The organism is Methyloversatilis sp. XJ19-49 (genome assembly GCF_024580145.1).
GTDB lineage: Bacteria > Pseudomonadota > Gammaproteobacteria > Burkholderiales > Rhodocyclaceae > Methyloversatilis.
The window spans coordinates 86,620-94,828 of the sequence record NZ_JANINI010000015.1; the positions used below are offsets into that span (position 1 = coordinate 86,620).

8 protein-coding genes are annotated in these 8,209 nt (G+C 66.0%); 6 read left to right on the top strand and 2 right to left on the bottom strand.

The window, feature by feature from the left end:
* Positions 1-98: 98 nt before the first annotated feature.
* Both NMQ16_RS16700 and chrA read right to left on the bottom strand, forming a co-directional pair.
* A complete protein-coding gene (locus NMQ16_RS16700; protein ID WP_257082055.1) occupies positions 99-830 on the bottom strand; it encodes a YkgJ family cysteine cluster protein in 732 nt (243 codons plus the stop codon).
* A 105-nt stretch (positions 831-935) separates the two neighbouring features.
* Positions 936-2,303 (bottom strand): chromate efflux transporter, encoded by a 1,368-nt coding sequence (gene chrA / locus NMQ16_RS16705; protein ID WP_257082056.1) that lies wholly within the window; start codon positions 2,301-2,303, stop codon positions 936-938.
* A gap of 460 nt (positions 2,304-2,763) precedes the next feature.
* On the opposite strand from chrA, the gene NMQ16_RS16710 reads away from it, so the two are divergent.
* The 6 genes from NMQ16_RS16710 (at position 2,764) to NMQ16_RS16735 (ending at position 8,101) form a co-directional block, all read left to right on the top strand.
* A complete protein-coding gene (locus NMQ16_RS16710; protein ID WP_257082057.1) occupies positions 2,764-3,558 on the top strand; it encodes a hypothetical protein in 795 nt (264 codons plus the stop codon).
* A 268-nt stretch (positions 3,559-3,826) separates the two neighbouring features.
* Positions 3,827-5,572: a PQQ-dependent dehydrogenase, methanol/ethanol family gene (locus NMQ16_RS16715; RefSeq protein ID WP_257082059.1), complete on the top strand. Its 1,746-nt coding sequence runs from the start codon at positions 3,827-3,829 to the stop codon at positions 5,570-5,572.
* Positions 5,573-5,576: 4 nt separating this feature from the next.
* Positions 5,577-6,374: an ABC transporter substrate-binding protein gene (locus tag NMQ16_RS16720; RefSeq protein WP_257082060.1), complete on the top strand. Its 798-nt coding sequence runs from the start codon at positions 5,577-5,579 to the stop codon at positions 6,372-6,374.
* Positions 6,375-6,436: 62 nt separating this feature from the next.
* Positions 6,437-6,850, top strand: coding sequence for a c-type cytochrome (locus NMQ16_RS16725; RefSeq protein WP_257082061.1), 414 nt, complete (start codon positions 6,437-6,439; stop codon positions 6,848-6,850).
* A 33-nt stretch (positions 6,851-6,883) separates the two neighbouring features.
* Positions 6,884-7,384, top strand: coding sequence for a heme-binding protein (locus NMQ16_RS16730; protein ID WP_257082062.1), 501 nt, complete (start codon positions 6,884-6,886; stop codon positions 7,382-7,384).
* Positions 7,385-7,489: 105 nt separating this feature from the next.
* Entirely contained in the window at positions 7,490-8,101 is a 612-nt protein-coding gene (locus tag NMQ16_RS16735; RefSeq protein ID WP_257082064.1) for a hypothetical protein, read from the top strand.
* Positions 8,102-8,209: the final 108 nt, after the last annotated feature.

Below are 8,209 nucleotides of genomic sequence, written 5' to 3' on the forward strand. Positions count from 1 at the left end.
GTTGGGCATCGCTGCGCTCACCCCAACCCACGGATACGGCGCCAATGTAGGTTGGGGTGAGCGCAGCGATGCCCAACAACGGGCGCTGCCAGAGGGCGCTACGCTCCTTTGAGCCAGTCGAACGTGCTGGCCATTTCGGCCGGGCTGACGTCGTCGATCTGGGCCTCGGAGAAGACGTCTTCTCCGGCTCGCCAGGCGGCCTCGGATTCGGGTTGCGACAGCGCCAGCATCAGCGCGTGGTTCAGTTCGTAGGCGCCCCACGCGTAGCCGGCGTCGCGCAGTGCGGCCTGCAGCGCGTTCTGAACCAGGCTGCGCACCATGCGGTGCGCGACGGAATACGGGATGTCGTCGACCTGACCGCAGGCGGCGAGCGAACAGGCGTGATTGTCGTGCGAGGCGTGGCCGCGGCAGGCCAGCGGTCGGGCCGGATAGATGGCGCAGATGCCGTCGTCGTCGACGAAAGGGCAGGGGCTTTGCAGCGTCACCCGTTGCGCTTCGCTTTCGAAGCGGGTGCGCGCGTCGGCTTCGGCGATGCGCTGCACGACGCGCCGGCACACCGCCGGATCGGCGGTCATCAGATGGCGCGCGACATGCAGCACCTCGGGTGCGGTGGCGGTGACGCGCAGCGTGCAGCAGGTGGCGCAGCCCCGGTCGCAGGCGACTGGCGCGCCAACGTCGAGCCGCGCCTGCAGCGCCTGTTCGAAGCCGTCGAAGGCCTCGTCGAGCAGACGCGCCAGAAGCGCGTCATCGTCAATACGCGCGTCGAGTATCTGTGCGAAGGCCGCATGCCGAGCGCGGAAGAAGCGCAGGTTGTCGTCGTCGTGTGCCATGCCGTGCCGCTCCGTCCGCAAGATCCCAGCGTCGCACTCTAGGGATGACGACTGCGGCAGCGGTTGACGCATCGCAAACGATGTCGATGCGGCAGCACCCGACGCTCAGCCGAGCAGGGTTTTCGCGACCAGCCCCACCACCGCGCATCCGGCGATCACGTGCATCACGTTGCGCTTGTAGCGGAACAGCGCCACCGCGGCGCCGGCGGCGATCAGCGCCGACATCGCATCGAAGCGGCCATCGAAGCCGTCTGGCCACAGCACGTGGTAACCGAAGAACAGCGCCAGATTGACGATGACGCCGACCACGGCGGCGGTGATGGCGGTCAGCGGGGCGGTGAATTTCAGGTCGTCATGCGTCGATTCGACCAGCGGGCCGCCGGCCAGGATGAACAGGAAGGACGGCAGGAAGGTGAACCAGGTGACCAGCGTCGCGGCGACTGCGCCGGCCAGGAACAGGCCGTCCTGCCCGAACAGCGCGCGCATTTCGTGGCTGAGATAGCCGCCGATGAAGGCGACGAAGGCGACCACCATGATCAGCGGGCCTGGCGTCGTTTCGCCGAGCGCCAGGCCGTCGATCATCTGGGTCGGCGTCAGCCAGCCGTAGTGGCCGACCGCGCCCTGATAGACATAGGGCAGCACCGCGTAGGCGCCGCCGAAGGTCAGGAGTGCGGCCTTGGTGAAGAACCACGCCATCTGCGTCAGCGTGTGGCCCCAGCCGAACACCATCGTCAGCAGCGCCATCGGAATCACCCACAGCAGCGCACCGATGACCGCCACGCGTGCCAGTCGCGACCAGCGGAAGCGCGCGTGCTCCGGCGTCAGCGTGTCGTCGTCGATCAGTGCCGGGCCGAACGATTTGACCACCTTCCCGTGGCCGCCGCCGGCGCTGAAGGTATCCGGTGTCAGACGCCCGCCGACATAACCGATCAGCGCCGCCGCGGCGACGATGGCCGGGAAGGGCACGTTGAGCGCGAAAATGGCGACGAAGGAGGCGCCGGCGATTGCCCACATCCAGTTGTTCTTAAGCGCACGCGCGCCGATGCGATGCGCCGCCTGCAGCACGATGGCGGTCACCGCCGGCTTGATGCCGTAGAACAGCCCGGCCACAAGCGGCACATCGCCGAACGCGATATACACCCACGACAGCGCGATCAGGATGAACAGCGACGGCAGCACAAAGAGCACGCCAGCAATGATGCCGCCCCAGGTCCGGTGCATCAGCCAGCCGATATAGGTCGCCAGCTGCTGCGCCTCGGGGCCTGGCAGCAGCATGCAGTAATTGAGCGCATGCAGGAACCGGCGCTCGGAAATCCAGCGCCGGTTCTCGACCAGTTCCTGATGCATGATGGAAATCTGCCCGGCCGGTCCGCCGAAGCTGATGAAGCCGAGCTTGAGCCAGAACAGGAAGGCGTCGCCGAACGGTACGCTCGGGGCGGGGCGGGAGGCGTCGGCGGTGTCGGGCAGCGGCATGTTGAGCTTGGTCAGTTGCAGTGGCGTGGGGCGGCAGCCTCGGATGCAGAGTGTGGACGGAAATCGCCCGGGTTTTCGTGGGAACGGCGAGTGGTGAGATTTTTGTGGGAGCGGCGGCCTGTGGGAGCGGCGGCCTCGCCGCGATCAGTGCCGCGATGGTCACTGATCAGAGTGCGTATCGCGGCGAGGCCGCCGCTCCCACAGGGACACTCCCACTCGGCGCCGCTCCAACGGCCTTGCGCCACAAGCGCCGTGCCCCGAGCGTACCGCAGCTTCATGACGGTGCGCCTCGGCGATGCTGCAGCATCCGCGCAACACCCGCCCCCTGACGGGCGNGCGTACCGCAGCTTCATGACGGTGCGCCTCGGCGATGCTGCAGCATCCGCGCAACACCCGCCCCCTGACGGGCGCCGTGCAAAGCGCTATCCTGCCGCCAGTTTTTGCTGCAAGGCGATAGATCATGTCCCAGCCATCCCTGTCCGTTCCGGTCGACGCCGCCCCGAACGACCCCGCGCCCGACACCACGATGCTGCGTGCCGTGCAGGCGAGCGCGCTGCAGACGTCACCGTTCGAGCATATATATATGCAGAACGTGTTCTCGCCCGGTTTCTACGAGCAGCTGCTCAAGCTGATTCCGGCGCGCGAGCGCTTCCACGATCTGCGCCACAAGGACGCGATGCGCGCCGACGGCAGCAGCGCCCGGCGGCGCATGTACCTGTATCCGGAACACCTGTGGCGGCTGCCGGCAGAACAGCGCGCGCTGTGGGGTTCGATCTCGCGCGTGCTGCGCTCGCGCGAGATGCAGGATGCATTCAAGCTCAAGTTCAGACAGTCGCTCGAAACCCGCTTCGGCCGCAGCATCGACCAGATCGATCTGTACCCCATCCCGATCCTGGTGTGCGACCTGCCGGGCTATCAGATCGGCATCCACGCCGATGTGATGGCCAAAGCCATCACCGTGCAGTTCTATCTGCCGAAGGACGCCTCGCAGCGCCACATCGGCACGGTGTTCCACTATGGCCGCACCGGCACCGAGGCGGAAAGGACGATCGCGATGGATTTCATGCCGGCCAGCGGCTATGCCTTCGCCGTGATGGAGCGCGAAAGCTGGCACAGCGCGCGCCGCACCACCGAAGCCGACGGCGAGCGCTGGACCCTCATGCTGACCTACTACGTGCAGGACACGCCCAAGGCCTGGTTCAAGCGTCGCTGGGACCGCTTCCGCACCTTCTTCGGCCTCGGGCCGAAAGGCTGACCAAAGGGCGCGCCCGCGCCTGCCCTCCTGAGACACCTGTAGCCTCTGCGCGCTGAGACGTTCGTCTCATTCTTCTGCGTGCCTGCCTGCTGCAGGAATAACCCCGTGTGGTTTGGGGAAATTTACCCGCCTTGTTCACAAAGGACTTTTCCCCGTGCGGCGCCTTCGTGCCCGACCTGCACCGCTTTGGCATGGATGATGCATTTCTCCTCACGCGCGTTGTCGCCGGATGCCGCTGTGCGCATCCGAAAAAAACGGAGGAGAACCCATGAACAAGCAAACCGGTCGCCTTGCCGGACCTGTCCTGACCTGCCTGGTCGCGATGTTCGGCCTGAATGCCGCCGTGCAGGCCGAAGATCCGGAACCGCCGCTCGGCGTGAACGTGCTCGAAGCCACCTTCAAGTGGCGTCCCAACTACGTCAGCGACGACATGCTCATCCACGCCGACAAGGACGCCAACAACTGGCTGCACTACGGCAAGGACTATCAGGGCTGGCGCTTTTCGCAGCTCGGTCAGGTGACGCGCGACAACGTGAAGAAGCTGGTGCCGAAGTGGAATCTGTCATTCGGCGTCAATGACGCGCAGGTCAGCCAGACCACGGTCGTGAATGGCCGCATCTACGTGACGGCGAGCCAGAACAAGGTGTTCTCGCTCGATGGCTCGACCGGCCGCATGATCTGGAAGTACGAACGCTCGCTGCCCGGCGACCTCGGCCCGCGCCTGTGCTGCGAAGCAGTGAATCGTGGTGTCGCTGTGTACAAGGACATGGTGTACATGGCCACGCTCGATACGCATATCGTCGCGCTGAACAACACCACCGGCCGTGTCGTGTGGGAAAAGAAGATGGGCGACTACACCACCGGCGAAATCTACACGTCGATGCCGCTGGTGGCCGACGGCAAGATCGTGGTCGGCAATTCGGGTGGCGATGTCGGCGGCAACGTCGGCAAGATCACCGCACTCGATCCGGATACCGGCGAAATCATCTGGCAGACGCTGACCCGGCCGAACAGCCCGAATGACCCGCACGCCGCCACCTGGGCCAACGACTCATGGCGCACCGGCGGTGCATCGGCCTGGCTGACCGGCAACTACGAAGCCAAGACCAACACGATCTACTGGGGGGTCGGCAATCCGACGCCCGACTTCGATCCGTCGGTGCGCAAGGGTGACAACCTGTACAGCAACTCGACGCTGGCGATGGACGCGAAGACCGGCAAGATCAAGTTCCACTTCCAGTACACACCGAACGACGCCTGGGACTATGACGGCAACAACGAAACCATCCTGGTCGACGACGAAAAGGGTCGCAAGGTGTGGCTGCACGGTGACCGCAACGGCCACCTCTACTCGATCGATCGCACCAGCGGCAAGTGCAACTGGGTGGTGCCGATCGCGCGCGTGAACTGGGTGACCGGCTTCAAGGACAACTGCCGCCCCATCGTCAATCCGGACAAGGTGCCCGGCTACGACAAGATCGCCACCGACATCGCGCCGATTCTCGACGGCGGCAAGGAATGGCACCCGGCGGCCTACAGCCCGCAGACCAAGCTGCTCTATGTGCCCTACATCGACAGCTCGATGGACATCCAGGCCAAGAAGATGGAATGGAAGCGCGGCGAGTGGTTCCTGTCGTCCAAGGTGCTGAAGGCCAACCCCTATACCGGTGGCATCAAGGCGTTCAACGCCACCACCGGCGAACAGGTGTGGTCGCGTCCGCAGAGCACGCCGGCCACCAGCGGCCTGCTGGCGACTGCTGGCGGTGTCGTATTCTCGGGTGACGCCGAAGGCTTCTTCTCGGCCATGCGCGACGACTCGGGTGAAACGCTGTGGCGCTTCAACGTCGGTACCGGCATCCACGGCAACCCGACCACCTTCACGGTCGACGGCAAGCAGTACGTCGCCATCGTGTATGGCCCGGGTGGCGGCAGCCTGTGGCCGCTGGTCTACGGCGAGCTGTTCAAGCAGCAGAACCGCGGCGGCGGAATGATGGTGTTCGGTCTTGCGGACTGAACGCATGACGCGCAGCGCGGCACGTTCATTGCGATGCCTGTTCGGGTTGCTGGCGTGTGCCGCGTTGCCGGTGTCGGCCGGCGGAGCTCCCGCCGCGCTCGGCGTGTGCGTGGTCGAACAGAACCCGCCGTTTTCTTCGCGCACCCTCCAGCCGGTGGGTGTCGATGTGGACGTCGCGCAGGCCGTCGCGGCGCGCCTCGGCCGCGCGGTGCATTGGCAGTGGATCACGCTGCAGGAACGCGGCGGCCTGGGACGCGCACTCAAGGAATCGGTGCAGGCCGGCAGTTGCGAGCTGTTCGCCGGCATGCCGGTGACCGAAGGCAGCGATGACGACCTGTCGTCACGCGGACTGGTGGCGTCGCAGCCCTATGTGTCGGTCGGCTATGTGCTGCTGACGCCGGCGGCCAGCCCGATCGGATCGATGGCCGGGGTGGGCGCGCAGAAGATCGGCGCGGTCACCGCCACGCCGGCCGATCTGTACCTGCTGGCCGGCGGCTTCAACCGCTCGCCGTTCGCCGGCAGCGCAGCGTTGCTGGATGCGCTGGCGAAGGGCCAGGTTGGCGCCGGCCTGCTGTGGGCCGGACGGGTGGCGGGTGATGCACTGCCCGCGGGTGTGGTCGTGCGCGAGACGCTGCAGGCGCCGGCGCTGCAGACCCGCTTCGTCATGGTCAGCCGGCGCAGCGACACGGCGTTGACCGGTGCAGTCGACGCGGCAATCGGCGCGCTGCAGGCCGATGGCTCGCTCGACTTGATCGCGACGCGCAACGGGCTGCCACCGGCCAACAGGCACGGCGGCAGATGAAAGACATTGACCAGCCCCGCGGGCGTCGCCCGTCCGCGGGCTGCAATACAAAGGGGTGGCAGATGGTTCGATACACAGCACAGTGTGTGCTGCTGCTGGCGCTGGCTGGCAGCGTGCAGGCGTTCGGCCCGGGCCAGGCGCCGGCCAACAATCCGATGGCGGGCGATCGCAGTGCGGCCGGCAAGGGCGAAGAACTGTTCGGCCGCAATTGCCAGCAGTGCCACAACTCGCGCGGCAAGGGCGGCAAGGGGCCTCAGTTGGTCAAGGGCGCCTGGGGCCCGGGTGGCGCAAACAGCGATGGCCAGATGTTCGAGCTGATCGCCCACGGCCGCGCCGGTACCCAGATGGGCGGCTTCGCCAACTCGCTGAAGGAAGAGGAAATCTGGCAGATCATCGCCTTCCTGCGCGAGGAAGCGCTGCGCGTCCAGGCGGCCGACAAGCTGGCCAAGGATGAAGACGAAATTCCGTATTACTGAACAGCTCCAGCACGACTCACCCGAAAGAACCTGATGAACAACAAACGATTCAAGGCTGCATCACGCGGCCTGCTTGCCGCCTTCGCCTGCGCAGGCGCGCTGATGACTGCTCCTGCGCTGGCACAGTCGGCACGCCCGACGCTCGACCTCGCCACTGCGCGTCTGATGGCCGACGCGTGCGAACGCCATGCGAAGGAAAAGGGCTGGCGCATGATCATCGCGATCAACGACGAAGCCGGTAATCCGAAGCATTTCAGCCGGATGGATGGCAGCATCCTGATCAGCATCCGCGTCGCGCAGCTGAAGGCCGACACGTCGGCCGGCGCGCCGTTTTCGACGCGCCAGTTCCGCGACCTGTCGAAGACGGTGATCGGCGCCGAACTGATTCCGCACACCTCCACCATAATAGGCGGTCTGCCGATCGTGACTTCGAAGGGCGCGCACATCGGCAGCATCGGTGTCAGCGGCGGCTCGGAAGAGGAAGATGAAGTGTGCGCGCAGAAGGCGCTCGACGCCGTGAAGCATCTGATGTGAGGGGTAGGGCCGGCGGCTCTCTGGCCTTCTTCTTGCTAAGGTGATTGATGCTCGTGGGCGCAGGCCCGCGGCACGACACATACCAATAATTCAAAAGGAGCCAGCATGAAATCCCTGCCGATATCCGTCGCGCTTGCCACCGTGGTCCTGTCCGGCTGTGCCGGTCTCGGGACGAAAAGTGCCGGCCGTGATGAGGCGCCGGACACGCACAAGCAGTATTGGGCGAAGTACGACCATTCACTGAAGCCGGTGACACCGGCGGTCACGCTGAGCGAAAAGCTCGGATTGCCCGAGCCCGCGCGTCCGGCGGCGGGTGCTGGCGCTGGCGCTGTTGCGGCGGCGGCGGCAGTTCCGGCTGCTGCCCCGGCACCTGTCGTCCGCAGTTGCGCGGAAGCCGCGCCGGACGCCACCCTCAAACTCATCGCACGGCTGGAAGCGACGCAGGGCAAGTCGCAAGGCGGATCGGCGGAGCTCGACGCGTCGGTCGTCAGGCTGGCCGAGCGCACGCAGATGCTGTCCTTCCTGCGCGAATCGCTCTACCGGACCTGCGAGCGCGCCGCAACCGGCCAGATCAGCAAGGACGAAGCGGCTGCCGCCTACGACAAGGTGATGAACTCGGTGCACGCCATCATCGAAACCGACCGCGACCGCGCCCGCGAATCAGCAGCGAAGGCCGTCAAGGGCCTGTCACCGGAACAGATCAAGGCACTGCAGTAGGCGCCCCCGGAACCACTGCCCGTCCTCGAGCGCAGGGACTGTGGGAGCGGCGGCCTCGCCGCGATCGGCGCGTTGATCAGCGATCATCGCGGTATCGATCGCGGCGAG

Coding starts and splice junctions, on each gene's coding strand:
- NMQ16_RS16700 (WP_257082055.1), bottom strand. CDS start 830: ATGGCACACGACGACGACAACCTGCGCTTCTTCCGCGCTCGGCATGCG.
- chrA (WP_257082056.1), bottom strand. CDS start 2,303: ATGCCGCTGCCCGACACCGCCGACGCCTCCCGCCCCGCCCCGAGCGTA.
- NMQ16_RS16710 (WP_257082057.1), top strand. CDS start 2,764: ATGTCCCAGCCATCCCTGTCCGTTCCGGTCGACGCCGCCCCGAACGAC.
- NMQ16_RS16715 (WP_257082059.1), top strand. CDS start 3,827: ATGAACAAGCAAACCGGTCGCCTTGCCGGACCTGTCCTGACCTGCCTG.
- NMQ16_RS16720 (WP_257082060.1), top strand. CDS start 5,577: ATGACGCGCAGCGCGGCACGTTCATTGCGATGCCTGTTCGGGTTGCTG.
- NMQ16_RS16725 (WP_257082061.1), top strand. CDS start 6,437: ATGGTTCGATACACAGCACAGTGTGTGCTGCTGCTGGCGCTGGCTGGC.
- NMQ16_RS16730 (WP_257082062.1), top strand. CDS start 6,884: ATGAACAACAAACGATTCAAGGCTGCATCACGCGGCCTGCTTGCCGCC.
- NMQ16_RS16735 (WP_257082064.1), top strand. CDS start 7,490: ATGAAATCCCTGCCGATATCCGTCGCGCTTGCCACCGTGGTCCTGTCC.